The 15,436-nt window shown below is 68.4% G+C and carries 11 protein-coding genes; 5 read left to right on the forward strand and 6 right to left on the reverse strand.

The window, feature by feature from the left end:
• Nucleotides 1–2: 2 nt before the first annotated feature.
• The 6 genes from AC3WJI_RS16470 to AC3WJI_RS16495 form a co-directional block, all read right to left on the reverse strand.
• A complete protein-coding gene (locus tag AC3WJI_RS16470) occupies nucleotides 3–1,370 on the reverse strand; it encodes a class I SAM-dependent methyltransferase (RefSeq protein ID WP_492758365.1) in 1,368 nt (455 codons plus the stop codon).
• Between the two features lie 226 nt (nucleotides 1,371–1,596).
• Nucleotides 1,597–4,653, reverse strand: a complete 3,057-nt coding sequence (locus AC3WJI_RS16475) for a TonB-dependent receptor domain-containing protein (protein ID WP_492758366.1) — start codon at nucleotides 4,651–4,653, stop codon at nucleotides 1,597–1,599.
• A gap of 391 nt (nucleotides 4,654–5,044) precedes the next feature.
• Nucleotides 5,045–7,414: a TonB-dependent receptor gene (locus AC3WJI_RS16480; protein WP_492758367.1), complete on the reverse strand. Its 2,370-nt coding sequence runs from the start codon at nucleotides 7,412–7,414 to the stop codon at nucleotides 5,045–5,047.
• Between the two features lie 19 nt (nucleotides 7,415–7,433).
• The gene (locus tag AC3WJI_RS16485) at nucleotides 7,434–8,384 is read right to left on the reverse strand and encodes a FecR family protein (protein WP_492758368.1); all 951 of its coding nucleotides are present in this window, start codon (nucleotides 8,382–8,384) and stop codon (nucleotides 7,434–7,436) included.
• A gap of 33 nt (nucleotides 8,385–8,417) precedes the next feature.
• Nucleotides 8,418–8,933, reverse strand: coding sequence for an RNA polymerase sigma factor (locus tag AC3WJI_RS16490; protein ID WP_492758369.1), 516 nt, complete (start codon nucleotides 8,931–8,933; stop codon nucleotides 8,418–8,420).
• An 83-nt stretch (nucleotides 8,934–9,016) separates the two neighbouring features.
• A complete protein-coding gene (locus AC3WJI_RS16495; RefSeq protein ID WP_492758370.1) occupies nucleotides 9,017–9,619 on the reverse strand; it encodes a M23 family metallopeptidase in 603 nt (200 codons plus the stop codon).
• A gap of 202 nt (nucleotides 9,620–9,821) precedes the next feature.
• Between AC3WJI_RS16495 and AC3WJI_RS16500 the strand changes: the two genes are divergently transcribed.
• The 5 genes from AC3WJI_RS16500 to AC3WJI_RS16520 are packed head-to-tail and all read left to right on the forward strand — an operon-like array spanning nucleotide 9,822 to nucleotide 15,389.
• A complete protein-coding gene (locus tag AC3WJI_RS16500; protein ID WP_492758371.1) occupies nucleotides 9,822–10,634 on the forward strand; it encodes an aldolase/citrate lyase family protein in 813 nt (270 codons plus the stop codon).
• A gap of 6 nt (nucleotides 10,635–10,640) precedes the next feature.
• Nucleotides 10,641–11,471, forward strand: a complete 831-nt coding sequence (locus tag AC3WJI_RS16505) for an inositol monophosphatase family protein (protein ID WP_492758372.1) — start codon at nucleotides 10,641–10,643, stop codon at nucleotides 11,469–11,471.
• 47 nt (nucleotides 11,472–11,518) lie between these two features.
• Nucleotides 11,519–13,339, forward strand: a complete 1,821-nt coding sequence (locus AC3WJI_RS16510; protein WP_492758373.1) for an SLBB domain-containing protein — start codon at nucleotides 11,519–11,521, stop codon at nucleotides 13,337–13,339.
• A gap of 2 nt (nucleotides 13,340–13,341) precedes the next feature.
• The gene (locus AC3WJI_RS16515) at nucleotides 13,342–14,424 is read left to right on the forward strand and encodes a capsule biosynthesis protein (protein ID WP_492758377.1); all 1,083 of its coding nucleotides are present in this window, start codon (nucleotides 13,342–13,344) and stop codon (nucleotides 14,422–14,424) included.
• Nucleotides 14,421–15,389, forward strand: a complete 969-nt coding sequence (locus AC3WJI_RS16520; RefSeq protein WP_492758374.1) for a glycosyltransferase family 2 protein — start codon at nucleotides 14,421–14,423, stop codon at nucleotides 15,387–15,389. Before AC3WJI_RS16515 ends, AC3WJI_RS16520 begins: the two co-directional genes overlap by 4 nt.
• The last annotated feature ends 47 nt before the right edge of the window (nucleotides 15,390–15,436 follow it).

Genomic DNA, 15,436 nt, shown 5'->3' on the forward strand with positions numbered 1-15,436 from the left:
CGCTACGAGGCTGTCCCGAGCGGCAAAAGGATCAGCGTGATCCGATCATGCCCGACGGCGATGTCGAGCGTCTCACCCGCCACCACCGCGATCGGTTCGGGAAAGCTGTGCAGCACCTGGAGCCAGCCGCCATCGGCATAGTGGTCGGGGTGATTGTCGAACGACACGCCTTCCCACAGATCGATGTGCATCCACTGGACGATGCCGATCGCGCGTCCGCTCGCGGTGACCGGGATGCGCAGCCGCGCGAGGGTCGCGTCATGCTTCTTCCGCGTCAGGTCGAGGCGGACCAGTTCCAGATCGTCCGACAGGCGATCCCAGCCGGTCATCGTGCCGTGGATCGGCAGGCGCTGCGGCGCGAAAGCGGTGAAGGCCGAGAGATCGAACCCCGAAACGTCGCCGACAAAGGCATAGCCCGCCAGGTTCTCGCTCGCCACCAGGCATCCCATTGCGCTCGCCGCACGCGGGATCACCACGGCGTCGGGCGCGAGCAAGCGGCGATGTGCGTCCTCGAATGTGTCGAGCACCTTCTCGGTCAGCAGGTCGCTCGATAGGATTTCCGAGACCAGGACATCTGCCGGCGCGTCGAGCTCCGCGCCGACGGCAAGCTCGGTCGAGGGCTTGGCGTGGACCGTGATGCGATCGGCATAGCCGTTCTGCGCGACGATCTGCTGCGCCATGTCGGCGATCATCGGCTCCATCTCGCACGCGACCACTTTCCGTGCCCCGGCACGCGCGGCCATCAGCGACAACAGGCCGCTGCCCGCGCCGATATCGAGCACCCGCGCTGCCGGGCCGGCGACGCTGAGCGCAGCCTTGATCGCCTCCTCGAACGCATCGTTGCGCGGCGCGTCGTTCATCATCGGGATGTGCCAGAAGGGCACCGATCCCGAGCCGAGCCGCCGGACCTGATGGCGCAAATGCAGGTTGTCGGGCTGCAGCGCGAGCGCGCGGCGGAAATGCCGGATCGCTTCGAGGTTGCGTCCCGCATCGGCCAGCACCACGGCCAGATTGCCGATCGCGATCGGATTGTCGGGGTCCATCGCGCAGGCGCGCTCGAGCGTGGCGATCGCCTCGGCGGTGCGGCCGAGCCAGTGCAGCGTCAGCCCCTTTTCGTGCAGCGCCACGGCATGATCGGGCGCGATTGCGAGAAGCTGGTCCCAGGCGGCGAGGGCGTCTTCGGGGCGCGTCAGGCGCCCGAGCACGCCGGCGAGCAACGGCAGCACTTCCGCGGCGCGATAGTCCTGCGCCAGCACCTGCCGATATCCGGCCTCAGCGCCGTCGAAATCCCCTTTTTCGTGCAGCGCCATCGCCTCGGCGAGCGCGGCGCGCGCCTCGCTCAGGCGGTCGGGGGAACCCAGGTCGGTCACGAAGTCGTCCTCTCGCTACGCGCGTTGCGACATCGTCCTTGATGCCTTTGTCGCCAACCCGCAACCGATCGGAACCTCGGACGCGCGGCAAGTACGCCCGTCTGCCGGGCGAAAATGAAAAACGGCGGCGTGGACAAGCCCACGCCGCCGCTTCGCAAAGAATGGTATCAACACGCACCGGGGTGACGGGGCGCCGCCCCGATGCGTGTGGGTCAGCGGTGCGAGATCAGAAGCTGAAATTCGCGCCGGCGCTGAAGTTGCGGCCGACCAGACCCGCATAATGCCAGCTGCTCAGATAATTCGGATTGCTGGTATAGGCGCCCGCGGCAAGCGGTGCGCGTGCGTTGGTCAGGTTCTGCACGTTGACGAAGAAACGGAACTGGTCGTTGACCTTGATGCCCGCGTTCAGATCGACATAGACGAACGGACGGATATAGCACTGCTTGGCCACGTCGCCGCCTGCCGGCACGGGTGCCAGCGTGTGGCTGCACGACAGGTCGATCTCGCCGTTGACGGGCGCGATCTCGTCCGCCGCGACCTGCTTGATCCGGCCGACATAATAAGCGGTGGTGGTCAGCGAGAAGTTGCCGATGTCCAGCGTATTCTGCCAGTTGCCGCGCATCTGCGGCGTGCCGCCGCCCGACGAAAGCTCGTACGGCCCAAGCGTACCGGCGTACTTCTGCACCACGCCCGCCGGGGTGACCAGGTCGAGCTGGAGCACGCGGGTCATGTCGAGGCGGCTGGTCCAGCGCACGCCGTCGGACAGCGGGATCCGGGCGGTCGCCTGCACGTCGATGCCCGAGCTCACCTGATAGTTGGCGTTGACGTAAGGCACGTTGAACACCAGCAGACGCGGCAGCGCGTTCGGATTGGCGGGATCGGGCGCGTCGATGACGTTGCACTGATAGCCCGCGCCTACCGCGGCGAGCGCGGCGCAGCCGGCAGCCGAAGTGGTCTGGCCGTAATAGGCAGCGATCGCCTGGGCGCGCAGCGGACCGCTTACGATCAGGTTCGACTTCTTGATGTTGTAATAGTCGGCGGTGAGGCTGAACCAGCGCGTCGGCTTGAGCATCGTGCCGAAGGTGAAGCTACGCGAGACTTCCGGCAGGATGTCCGGGTTGCCCGTGGCGCCGCTGCCGATATTGTAGCTGCTGGTATAGGCCAGGTTGCCCGGATGCGCGGCGACGAAGCTGGCGGGCGGCGTGAAGGACGAGAAGCCCGAATAGCTGCTGGCCGCGTTGTTCTCCGCGAAGGTCGGCGCGCGGAAGCCCTGCGAGTAGGTGGCGCGAAGCGCGATCTGCTCGATCGGGGTGAACTTGAGGCCGACCTTGGGCGAGAAGTGCCCATAGCCCTGCGAATAATGATCGTAGCGGCCCGACACGTTGAGATCGAGCTCGTTCAGGAACGGCGCGTCGATTTCGAAGAAGCCGGCGGTCACCGTCTGACGGCCCTGGGCCGACGAGGTGTTCAGCGCATAGAAGGCCAGATCCGCATTCTGGTTACGGTTCATCAGCGTCTCGCGGCGGAGCTGGAAGCCGGCACCCACGTTGAGGTCGCCGCCGGGCAGCTGCACCAGCGACTTGATGATCGAGCCGCCGATCGTCGCCGTCGTGGAATAAGACGGCGTGGTCACGTCCGGCGAGATCTGGTTGCGCACGGCCGCGCTGTTCTGCTGCGGATTGACGAAGTTATAGGCGCCGGTGTTGATCGCGCCCAGCAGGCCCTGGATGTTGAGGAAGCCGTGCTGCGTGACGCTGAAATTGTCTCGCGCATAGACGCCGTTCAGACGGAAGCGGAAGCCGCTGCCCAGATCGCCCGAAATGCCCGCGGTGGCGCGGAACACGTCGACATAGCGATCGCTGCCGGCGGGAATGTCGCCGAACAGATAATAGATGCGCGCGGCGTTGGTGCTCGCGATCGCCGCCGTTGCGGCCGGGTTGGTCGCATAGGGGTTGTTGGGGTTCAGGCGCCGATCCGCCGCCGTGGCGCAGTTCACGCCTGCCGAGCAGACGAAATAGGGCAGCACGATGCCCGGGCTGCTCGACGCGATCGCGGCCGAGCCGCCGAACGGCTGGGTCTGGCGGATCGCCGAAGGCGTGCCCTTGATGCTGACTTCGGAATGCGAATAGCTGCCCGTGGCGAACGCCTCGAAATTCTCGCCAAGCCGCACGCTGAGGCGCCCGGTGGTCGAGTAACGCTGCTGCTTCGGCTGGATGATCGAATATTCGTCCGGAAGGTTGTGGCGGCAGCCGGTGCCCTGTGCCGCGCCGGTGGTCACCGTGTAGGTGCCGAAGGCGCAGGCGTTCGGGTTGAGCAGCTGATACTGGTTGGTGAGCGGCGCGCCGACCTGACCGGCGAGCGGATTGTTGAGGTCGCTCTGCGTGACGCGCGTGACGACTGCCTCGGGGTTCGCCGTGGTCAGCGTATCGTCGTTGCGGTTGCGGTCGGTCAGGCCGCTCGGCGTCAGGTCGAGCGTGTTGAACGGATAGCCGCGCGAGTGATTGGTGATGAAGCCGTCATAGGTGTATTCGCCATTCAGGTAGAAGTTGAAGCCCTTCTCCTGATAGTCGCCGAAGCCGGCGGTCAGCGTCGCGCGATAGTGCGAACCGTCGCCCTGCTCGGTCGTGCCGCCCTGGACCGATCCTTCGATGCCCTGGAAATTCTTCTTGCTGATCAAATTGACCACGCCGCCGATCGCGTCCGCGCCATAGGTCGAGGACGCGCCGTCCTTCAGCACTTCGATGCGGTCGACGATGCTGAACGGGATCGAGTTCAGGTCGACATAGGCGTTGTGGCCGTCGTCGTTGAGCGGGAAGTTCGCGGAGCGGAGCCCGTCGATGAGAACCACGGTCGACGAGACGCCCAGGCCGCGCAGCGACACCGCGGCGCCGCCGGCCGAGAAGCCGTTGCGGAAGCCGGTCGAGATCGAGCCGGCGCTGTCCGCCGAGACCGAGCGGATCGCGTCCTGCGCGGTCGTGATGTTCGCGCGCTGCAGGGTCTCCGAGCTCAGCACCGTCACGGGCGAGATCGAGGAGGCGTTCGAATCACGGAACAGCGTGCCGGTGACGACGATCGTCGCGGGCTGCGCTTCTTCGGCTTGCGCCTCGGGCGCGGCTGCAGCCTGGTCGACGGCATCGGCTTCAGGTGCGGCGCCCTGATCGGCAGCAACAGCATCCGTACCCTGCGCCGGCATTGCTTCCTGCGCATAGGCCGGAGCGGCGATCGCCGTCAGAAGCGCGGCAGCCGAAATCCCGTATCGAAATGTGTTTGATGCGAAATTCATAAAATCTATCAAGCCCTTACCCGTTTGACGCAGCGGCCATGCCCCGGGCATCCCCGCTACGCATCTTTGCCTAGGCTTTTATAGAAAGGCCGATCCGCGCGGGACGCGAGACGGCGATGTTTTGTGCAACCCTTCCAACGGGATCCTCCGTCACTGTGCTATTTTAGCATCAGTCCTGGCGGCCAAGCGGCCTGCCACAAGACGCCGGGTTCGGCGCTTCGATTGCGCCGCCCGGCGTGGTGCGCGGATGCGGCGCATGAGATCGCAGCCTGGCAGACCTCAACGGACGATTGGGAATGGCAGGTGCGTGACGTCGCGGTATCGGCGAAACTGTCGATAGGGTCGGTCGAGCGGCGTGCCCGCGTTTCGCCATCGGCGCGATTGCCGGGCTCTAAAAGTGCAGGTCGAACCCCAGCCGGAGGCTGCGCGGGCGAAGCGGCGTCGTCTGGTCGCGATCGCGGATCAGGAACGGGGAGCCGAGCGCGAAGCGATTGCCGCGCGCGTCGAGCAGGTTGGTGAGCGCGAGGCTCACGCCACGCCGCGCCTTGCCGATGCGGACTTCCAGGCCGGTATCGAGATAATCGCCCTGCAGCCGCCCGAGGATCGGCCCGATCCCCAGCGTCGACTTGCCGACATAGCGCGCGAAACCGGTGGCAGTGAGTTCGACATCGTCGCCGAGCGGCGCCGAATAATTGAAGCCCAGCCGGCCGCTGGCATCGGCGACGTTGGGCAGGCGCTCGATGTCCGCCATGAGCAGGTCGCTGGGCAGCGCCACCGAGAAGCGCTCGGTGACCTTGCTGTCGTTCAGGTAGAGCGCGGCATCGAGCTCCAGCCCGGCGGCCGGGCGCCAGCGCGAGACCATCCCGACCGAGAGGACGCGGCCGTCGCCGGCATTGGCGGTGGTCGGGAAGCCGAAGCCGTCGATCAGATCGGCCTGGATATCGGTCCAGCGCGTTGCCGAGACGCTCGCCGCCAGGTCGAGCGACGGGCTGCGATAGCGCGCGCCGGCCTCCATCGTGGTAACCCGGTCACCGGCGAAGCGCTGGATATATTCGCGGCGGACCGCGATGCCGCCTGGGCGGAACCCTTGCTGGTAGCGCGCGAACAGGGTCAGTCGGTCGGCGGCGCGATAGGCCGCGGCGAGCGAAGGCAGGAAGCGCGTCTCCGAGCGCGATGCGCGCGCCCCCGGATCGATGCGGAAGGCGACGACCTGGGCGACGTCCTCCGAGCTGCCCGACAGCCGCGCATGCGTCAGCCGGCCGCCGAAGGTCAGCGTGAACCGATCGAGCGGTTCGACGGTGCCCTCGCCGTACAGAGTCGCCTCCTCGACCTGGTTGAGCACGCCGGTGAGCGGCGTGCGGAACGGCGCGACATCCATGCGGCGATTGGTCCGTGCGCGATTGTGGAGCAGGCTGGCGGCGAGCAGCCAGCCGGTCCCGTCGGCTCCGTGGCGGGCGAGGCGTACTTCCCCCGTCGTCATCGAGATGCGGTTGGCCTGCGAATAAGCGGCGGGCGCGGCGCTCTTGGTGGGCTGAATCTCAGGGCTGGCGACGTCGGCGAGTTCGGGTCCCTCGAACCGCTCGAAGACATATTGCCCGGCATAGCCAAGCGACGAGGTCAGCTCGAGCGGTCCCCAGGATTTGCGCGCGACCAGGTCGACCAGCCAGTAATCGTTGCGGAACGGCTGGGCGATCGCGCTGGCGCGGTCGAGCTCGCCGACATCGCGCTCGGCATATTGGCTGTCGTCGCCCCGGATCCGCTGGCCGACGGCGTTGAGGTCGATCGTCCAGTCGTCGCCCGGATCGACGCGAAGCGCGGCGCGCCCGCCGAAGGTGCGGACGCGGTTGATGTCGTCGAGCTGGCGCGCGACGTCGTCGATATAGCCGCCCTCGACCGATCCGAAGGCGAGCGCGCGAAGCGCGATCACGTCCTGCTTGATCGGCAGATTGAGGATCGCGCCGCCGTCGACGCCGGGTTTGCCGTGCTGGACCGCGAGCGCCCCGCCCCATGCCGAGCCCTGGAAATCCCGCAGGTCGGGCGAGCGCGGGACGACGCGCACCACCCCGCCGAGCGACCCCGCACCGTATAGGGTGCCTTGGGGCCCTTCGAGCACTTCGATGCTCTTCACGTCGTAGAGGCGCAGATTGGGATCGGGCGCGCTATAGGTGATCCGGCTGTTTCCCCAATATTGGCCCACGGTCGACTGGGTCGGTCCGACGAAACTGGAATCGGCGATGCCCCGGATGAACAGCTTGTTGCGGCCCGGGCCGAGATGCGTCGAGGCGACGCTGGCGATGCGCGCCTCGATGGCCTCGGTGCCGCGCAGGCCCTCGGAAGCGCTGAGCTGGGATCCGTCGACAATCTGGACGCCGCCCGGATAGGAACCGAGCGGGATGTCGCGCTTGGTCGCGGTGACGACGATCTCGCCGGACGGTGGCTCCGCGGGCGGACGGCGCGGCGCCGTCGTCGCCGGGCGGGGTGGGGCAACAGGCCGCTTTGCGAAGGGCTCGACGAGATAGGTCGCCGGCGCGACCCGGCGCGCCCGGACCGCGGCACCGAGCAGCATCCGCTCGAGGGCTTGCGCGGCAGTGAAGCGCCCGCGGACCGGACGTGTCGGCGTGCCCGCCAGGCGCGCTTCGCGAAAGCCGATGCTCGCACCGGTCTGGCGGCTCAGCTGCTTGATCGCTGCATCGAGGCGCGATGCGCCGATGTCGACCTCCGCCGCTCGCTCCTGCGCGAACGCAGGAGACGCTATGGTCAAGGACAATAAGGCGAGCGGGCTAGCGCGGCGGACCATGGGCGGGGGACATCGTCCATCCTTCCCCATCGACGACGAACTTGACGCCCAGCAGCGGTCCGGCACGCGCGATCACCTGTTCGGGCGTGCCGCCCAGCAGCAGCGTTCCGGTGAAGCGCAGCCTCCGGGCACCCTCGGCAGCGCGCACCGGCCGCCCGATGCTGCGCGTCAGATCACGCGCGACCTGATCGGCCGACGGCGCGTCATATTGCAGCTCGCCCGCCGCCCAGCTGCCGATCGCCTGGGGGCTCGCTCTGCCCATCGCCGGCTTGGCGCCCTTGCCACGCCGGTTCAGCGTGTCGCCGGGTCTGAGCTGCACGGCATGCGCACCGGGCTCGTAGATCACCGAGCCCTCGGCCACCCCAACTTCGAGCGAATCGCCGTCCTGCACCACGTTGAACACCGTTCCCGCATCGACCAGCCGGGCGCCGCCCGCCAGCACCACGAAAGGATCACTCGCATCGTGATGCACGTCGAACCGCGCCTCGCCCTGCTCGACTGTCACCTGCCGCGGCGTATCGGGATCGATCGTGACACGGGTGTTGCCGTTGAGCGCCAGTTTCGATCCGTCGGCGAGATCGAGCGTCCGATGTTCGCCCGCCGCGGTGGCGATATGCTGCGCCGGGGCATCGCGGTCGAACATTGCCCAGCCGCCGACCACCGCGAGCGCAGCCGCGGCTGCCGCGCTACCGGCGATCCACCAGCGCCGCGGCGGTTTGGCCGTGTCCGCGATAGCGGGATGGGCGGAGGACGCCGACGCGAGCAGTTCCGCGCCCCAGGCCTCGTCGGCGAGCGCCGCCTCATAGGCCTCGACGTGCGACGGATCGCGCTCGAGCCATTCGGTGAAGCCGTCCCAATCGTCGAACGCCGGCTCCTGGACGCGAATCGCCCACAGCGTCGCGGCTTCTCGAAGCTCAGGATGTTGTGCGCTCATCGCCATAACATCCCTATGACGGAGACCGCGCGATCATTCCGCATCGAATTTCGCCCTGAGCGCGGCGAGCGCCCGATAGGCCTTTTGCAAGTCCTTCTCGACCGAGCTCAGGCTGACGCCCAGTTCGCGCGCGACCGCGCTCTGCGGCATCCCGTCGAGGCGGCATTTGCGGAATACCAGTTCGACCCGCGGCCCCAGCGCCGCCAGCGTGCTCTGGACCTCGCGCAGCCGCTCGCGGGCGATCAGCGAACGTTCGCCGGCCGGTTGTTCGTCGGCGGGAACGCTGGTCTCGTGCCAATCGTGGTGACGGCGATCGCGGCTCACTGCCGAACGGCGCCGGTCGCGCACCAGATTCTCGGCGGCGCGAAACAGGTAGGAAAGCGGGTCGGCAATCGGCTGCGTGGGTGCTGCGGCGACGCGTTGCCACAGATCGTGCAGCGCGTCCTCGGCATCGTCGGCCAGTCCGCGCGCCGCGAGGAAGCGGAGCAGCCGGCCGCGCTCGTTGAGCACGATGCGCTGGAGCCCGCTGATTTCCTGACCGCCCTTCATCGCGCGCGGCGCGGCGCGGCGCGACTGCCGAAAGGGTTCGGGATGCGACGGCCGGCCTGCTGCAAAGGAGCTTCCATGGTGATTCAGAGAGCGCGTTCCTGCGATCCGTCGGCACGCGCCCGAGCGAAGGCGGAGATATGGGGCTCGGCCGATGCGATCCAAGGCCGGACCGGCTCGGGTGCTGGCGCGGGCGCGCCGAGATAGGCGAGCGGATCGACGGCGCGGCCGGCGATACGCACTTCGAAATGCAAATGGCTGCCGGTGGAGCGTCCTGTCGATCCCATCAGCGCCACGGGCTGTCCCTGCGCGACGCGCACGCCGGGGCGGACGAGGATTCGCGAGAGATGCGCGTAGCGCGTGGCAAGCCCGTCATCGTGCGCGATCTCGACCATTTCGCCATAGCTCCCCGCCGCGCCGGCGAAGCGTACCACGCCGGGTGCCGATGCCAGCACCGGGGTGCCGAGGCGACCCGGAATGTCGACGCCATAGTGCATCGCCGTCGTCCGCCGGAACGGATCACCGCGACGCCCGAAATGCGAGGACAGGTGCGGTAGCCCTGCGCGCGTCACGGGCGCGGGCTCCGGTTCCGTACGGGCCGGCGGTGCGCTCGGCGCGGGCGCATCGGCCTTGCGCATTCGGAACGCCTGGCTGTCGCCGCTGGGAAGCTCGGTGATGCCCGGCGCCACTGGTCTTGGGTCCGGGGAGGACAAGAGCGCAAGCGCCAGATGGAGGGGGAACAAGCCGGGCATCATGGTTCTGACGGAGCCGACCGGGCCAACCCGCAACGGCGCCGCGAAAAAATCTTGCCGCGCGATTTTGTGCGGGAACCGGTGCGAGGCTCCGTCTCACTCCCGTCAGTACAATGCTTTTTCAGCCAGGGAGGCGAGGATGAACCCCACCGAACGCCGCATGCTCGACATGCTCAAGAAGGGCCGTGACCTTTACGGCGTCGTCGCGGTCAAGGCCGAGTTCGAGGCCGAGGGAACCCGCCCCGACGAGTTCCTCCGACTGCTCGAGCTCGCCCGCCGCGCCGACCTCAAGGTCGCGCTCAAGATCGGCGGCTGCGAAGCGGTTTCGGACCTGCTCGCCTCGAAGCTCTACGGCGTCGACCATGTCATCGCGCCGATGATCGAGACCCCCTATGCGCTGACCAAGTTCGCCGAGGCGCGGACCAAGACCTATCGCGACAATCCGCAGGGCACCCAGTTCCTGTTCAACGTCGAGACCGAGGCGACCCTGCGCAATCTCGACGCGATGCTGCCGATCGCCAAGGCCGAGCTGGACGGGATCGTCTTCGGCCGGGTCGACTTCACGCTGTCGCGGGGTTTGCCGCGCAAGAGCATCAACGATCGCGAGATCACCGACGCCGTGCTCCGCGTCGCCCAGGCCTGCGCGACCAACGACCTGACTTTGGTCGTCGGCGGTTCGGTCGCGGTCGAGGCCGGGCTGGCGCTACGCGAGATCCGCGGCGTGCGGCTAGACCGGTTCGAGACGCGCAAGGTGATCTTCGACGGTTCGGCGGCGGAATCGAAGCTGTTCGAGGCGGGCATCGCCAACGCCGTGGCCTTCGAGCTCGCCTGGCTCGAGAACAAGCGCGATTATTATCGCACGATCGCCGATGAGGATCTGTCGCGCATCCGGATGATCCAGGAACGCAGCGGCAATGTGCCCGCGGGCCGGCTGGCAAGCGTGGCCGCCTGATTACTGATGTCGCTCGAGCAACAGGTTGCCGCGCTGCTGCGCACCGTCGCCGCTGAGGTGGTGGTGCCGCGGTTTCGCACGCTTGCCGCGCATGAAGTCACGATCAAGACGGCGGGCGAGATCGTCACCGTCGTGGATCGCGAGGCCGAGCGTCGCCTCCACGACGGGCTGGCGGCGCTCGGGCTCGGCGCGCGGATCCTGGGCGAGGAAGCCGCAGAGCAGGATCCCGCGCTGCTCGACGGCGTCGGGGAGGGGCTGGTCTGGCTGATCGACCCGCTGGACGGAACCGCCAATTTCGCCGCGGGGCGCGAGCCGTTCGGGATGATGATCGCGCTCGTCGAGGATGGCGTACCGGTTCAGGGCTGGATGCTCGATCCGCTGCGCGGGCGGCTTTGCCATGCAGCACGCGGCAAGGGCGCGACGATCGACGGTGTGTCCGTCCGCGCCCGGCCGAGCGGGAGCGCCCCGCCGCGGGCGGCGCTCGGCACCCACTTCCTCACGCGTGAGCGGCGCGCCCGCGTCCATGCCGAGGCGGAGCGGCATTTCGAGATCGTCCCGGTCCCGCGCTGCGCCGCCGCCAGCTATCCGCGGCTCGTGCTGGGTGAGGACGACATCGCCTTGTTCCAGCGCATCCTGCCCTGGGACCACGCCGCCGGCGCCCTGTTCGTCGGCGAGGCCGGCGGCCGCGTCACACATTGGGATCGCTCCCCCTATCGCGTCGGCGGTGACGGCATCGGCGTGCTCGCCGCTACCGACGACGGCCTGTGGGCGCAGGCCGCGACTGCGCTGCTCGGCCCCGCTGCCGGCCTCATCGAACTGGAATGCCTCGCCTCATGATTGCCCGATCGAAGCTTCTCGTCGGTTGCCTATTTGCCGTCGCGCCGATGCCGGCACTGGCGCAGCTCGCCGCGCCGGTCGCGACCGGCCAGCAACAGCAAGCCGATCCGCTCGCGGGCCGAGCCGCCGCGGCAGGGCAGGTGGCGGTCCCGCCGGCCGAGGTGGCGCCGTACCAGCCGACGGTGATCGAAATGCCCGCCGAGCCGCGCGGCGCCTCAGCCGCCGAGCGTCCGCCGGAAGCGCCGTCGCGTCCGGTCCCGCAGACCCCTCCAAGCGAATATGAGAGCTTCGTCTCGGCCGCGGTGGGCATGCCGCTGCGGCGGTTCGGCGCAGAACTGCTGGTGCCGGGCGCGCGCGACTTTACCGCTGGCCCGACCGCGACGGTACCGCCGGACTATCGGCTGAACCCCGGCGACGAGCTGGTGCTCGGGCTGGCCGGCCCGGTCCAGGCGGCGAACCTGCGGCTGACGATCGACAGCGAGGGACGAATCTTCGTGCCGCGGATCGGCGCGATCGTCGTGGCGGGGGTGCGCTATGGCGACCTGCACGAAGTGATCGCGCGGCGCGTGTCGCGGCAATATCGCGGCTTCCAGCTCGAAGTGAATGTCGGCCGGCTGCACGGCGTGACCATCTACGTCACGGGCTTCGCCGCGGCGCCGGGATCCTATACCGTCGGCAGCCTGTCGACCTTGGTCAACGCCGTGCTCGCCTCGGGCGGCCCGGCCGCGGGCGGCAGCTTCCGCTCGATCCAGCTGCGCCGCGGCGGCCGGCTGGTTTCGGACTTCGACCTCTACGACTTGCTGCTCAAGGGCGATCGCAGCGGCGACGCGGTGGTCCAGAATGGCGACGTGCTCTACATCGCGCCGGCCGGCGAGCAGGTCGCGGTGATCGGCAGCGTCAATCGCGAAGCGATCTTCGAGCTCGCGCCGGGCGAGACGATCAACGATGCGCTTCTCTATGCCGGCGGCGTCAACACCGTCGCCGATGCGAGTCGATTGATGGTGTTCGATTCACTCGGCCGCGGCCAGACCGGCTGGGAGGAACTGAGCGCCGCCGAGGCAGCGACGCGGAAGGCAAGGCGTGGCGACATCGTCCGCGTGCTTTCCAATGTCGGCATCGCCCGCCCGCTCGAGCAGCAGGCGGTGCTCGTTACGATCAGCGGCGAGGTTGCCCGGCCAGGGCGCTATTACTTCAGGCCGGGCACGCGGCTCGATGCGGTCGTGGCGCAGGCCGGCGGGCTGACCGGCCAGGCCTTTCCCTATGCCAGCGTGATCACGCGCGACAGCGTCAAGGCGCAGCAGCAGCAGAGCTTCGACCGTGCGGTGCAGGACGTCGAGCTGCTGTTGACCTCGCAGCCGGTGACGTCGGCCAATCGCGCCCAGCTCGTCCAGCCGGCCAACCTCGCGCTCGTCCGCTCGATCGTCGAGCAACTGCGCGAGCGCAAACCCAGCGGGCGCCTCGTCTTCGACCTGCCGGTGACCGCAGCGGCGCTGCCCAGCGAGCTCATCCTCGAGAATAACGACACGATCTATGTGCCGCCGCGCCCGGTGACGGTGGGCGTGTTCGGCGCGGTGCCGACGCCGGCCTCCTTCGCGTGGCACGAAGGCGCGACGATCGGCGACTTCGTCCATTCGGCGGGCGGGGTGCAGAAGCTTGGCGACAAGAGCGAGATCTTCGTGGTGCGCGCCAACGGCACCGTGTTGGCCGACGGCAGGCACGTGCTGCGCGCGCCTGCGCTTCCCGGGGACCTGGTCTATGTGCCGATCGACGCCAATCGCGGCGAGTTTTGGGCGCGGCTGCGCGACATCACCGGCACCCTGTTCGGCGGGCTGGTCGGCGCCGCGACGGTCAACGGGCTGGTCAATTGAACGTGATCGCGGACCCGCGCCGGCGGCGGATCGGCTATGCGGTGCTGGCGCTGCTGCTGGCGGTGCTGTGCGTGTTCCCCCAGCCCTATGTGGCGCGGGCGAAGCTGGTGCCGCAGGACAATAACAGCATCGGGCTCGGCTCGATGATGAATGCTCTGGGGGGACAACTCCAGGGCTTCGCCGCCCTCTTCGGCGGCGCCAAGCAGCCGATCGATATGTATCTCGCGATCGCGCGCGGCACCGAAGTCACCGATGCGGTGATCGCCAAGCTCAAGCTGGTCGGGCCGGGCGGCTATGCCAGCCAGGATCGCGCCCGCATCGCGCTGGCTAAGAGAGTCGACGTGCATTCGCTGACCGGCGGGATCGTCGAGGTCGAGGTGCGCATGCACGATGCCGACAAGGCCGAGGCGATCACGCGCGCTTATGTGAAGGCGATCAGCGACCGGATCATCGTGCTCGGGCAGGATCGCGTCCGCCGCAAGCGCGACGTCGTGCAGCAGCGCTTCAAGGACGCCGCCGGCCGCGTCGTGCAGACCGAGGCTGCGCTCAACGCCTTCCGCCGCCGCAACCGGCTCGCAGAGCCCGAGGCCCAGCTCGGCTCGGCGCTGTCGCTGCGTGCCGGGCTCGAGGCGCAGCTTCAGGCCAAGCTCGTCGAGCTGCAGACGCTCCAGCGCTTCCAGGGCGAGGAGAATCCGCAGCTTCAGGCGGTGCAGTCCGAAGTCGCCTCGCTGCGCAGCCAGATCGCCCGGACGGCGAGCCCGAGTGCCGGGGTCGCCGGGCCCAATGTCGCCGGCCTGTCCGAGGTCTCGGGCGAATATCTCAACCTCTATCGCGACTATCGCTTCGCCCAGGCGCTGTACGAAGTCTATGCGCGGTCCTCGGAAGAAGTCGCGGTCGAGACGCTGGCGGCGGAGACCGCCTCGGACGTCCAACTGATCGAGGCGCCGCGGCTCGATGCCGACCGCAAGGTCAATATCCCGGCGGTGGCGCTGCTGGTGCTGCTGATCGCATTGGCCCTGTTCACCGAGATCTACGCGCCGGCGACCGGCATCGACCTGCGGTTCGGGCGCAAGGCGGCGCAATGACCCCCGAACTGTCGATCGTCATTCCCTGCTTCAACGAAGCGGAGAATGTCCGCGCGATCTGTGCGGCGGTGACGGCCGAGGCGACGCAGCATGCCGCCTCGCACGAGATATTGCTGATCGACAATCATTCGACCGACGCGACGCGCGACCTAATGCGCATCTTGTGCGCCGAAGACCCGCGCATCCGCGCGATCTTCAACAATCGCAATTACGGCCAGATGCGCTCGCCGACCTACGGCATCTACCAGGCCGAGGGCCAAGCCGTGATCGGCATGTGCGCCGATTTCCAGGACCCGCCGGCGATGATCGGCCCATTCGTCGCGCAGTGGCGTGCGGGTGCGCAGATCGTGCTGGCCCAGCGCCGCTCGGAGCGCACGTCGCCGCTGCTCGGCGCGATCCGGCGACTGGGCTATTCCTTTCTCGGCAAGTTCGGCGACTATCCGGTAATCCCGGGGGCGACCGGCTTCGGGCTGTTCGACCGCGCGGTGGTCGACGCGTTGGCGGCGTGGAACGAGCCCGAGCCGTTCTTTCGCGGGATGCTGGTCGAGAGCGGCTTCCGCCTGGCATTGCTTCCCGTCGATCGCCCCGAACGCGCTGCGGGTACCAGCAAGAACGATTTCGCCACGCTCGCTTCGTTTGCGCTGTCGGGGCTGGCCGGGTCGGCCAAGTCGCTGCTGCGGCTGCCGATCCTGCTGGCGTTCGTTGCCGCGGGGATCGCGTTGCTGGCCTTGCTCGGCGGCGTGGCCGCCGCGATCCTGGGCGGTCCGGCGCTCGTCCTGCTCGGCCTCGCGCTCGCCTTCGGCATGTTCGCGGTACTGCTGCTCTTTCTCGGTCTGATCGGCGAGCAGGTTCGCATGCTCGCCGAGCGCAGCCGCAACGTGCCGCTGGTGATCGAGGCGGAGCGCGTCAATTTTCCCGCCGATCGCGCGCGCCCCGCCGCGCGGACGCTGATCCGGCGGCCATGAGGCGCCCGCTGAAGCTCCCCTCCCTGAAAGGGAGGGGCTGGGGGTGG

This window comes from Sphingomonas sp. FW306-1B-B10E (assembly GCF_058782005.1).